1 protein-coding gene is annotated in these 451 nt (G+C 63.4%); it reads right to left on the reverse strand.

The window, feature by feature from the left end; all coding sequences use genetic code 11:
* Positions 1-3: 3 nt before the first annotated feature.
* Positions 4-451, reverse strand: a 448-nt coding sequence (locus AC1D0P_RS29525; protein ID WP_477679981.1) for an HAD family hydrolase, incomplete at its 5' end; no start/stop codon positions are given.

The raw sequence follows: 451 nt of genomic DNA on the forward strand, positions 1-451 counted from the left end.
CTTCTAAGCTCTTGCCGTGCTGATCAAATCCGGCAAGGACCGCATATCATCAAAAATCAGCGTCGGCTTCAACCCCTCAACCACCTCATGCAGATTGGAGAGCGCCGCATGCGAGCCGCCGGTGAAGGCAAAGACCTGCATTCCCGCCGCATGCGCGGCCTGGATGCCTGCCGGGCTATCCTCGATGACGATGCAGGCCTCCGGCGCAAAGCCCATGCTGCGGGCGGCGTGCAGGAAAAGATCGGGCTCCGGCTTGCCGCGCTCGACCATGCTGGCGCTGAAGATATTGGGCTCGAAAAAGCCGATCAGGCCGGTCTTGGTCAGCGACAGGCGGATACGCTCCATCTGGCTCGACGAGGCGACGCAATGCGGCAGCATGAAGCCGCCGAGCATGCCGGCAACGCCGGGGATCGGCTGCAGCTCGGCCTGGAAGCGGGCATAGAGCTGGGTC

The sequence above is a fragment of the Polaromonas sp. P1_G2 genome, from assembly GCF_056405515.1.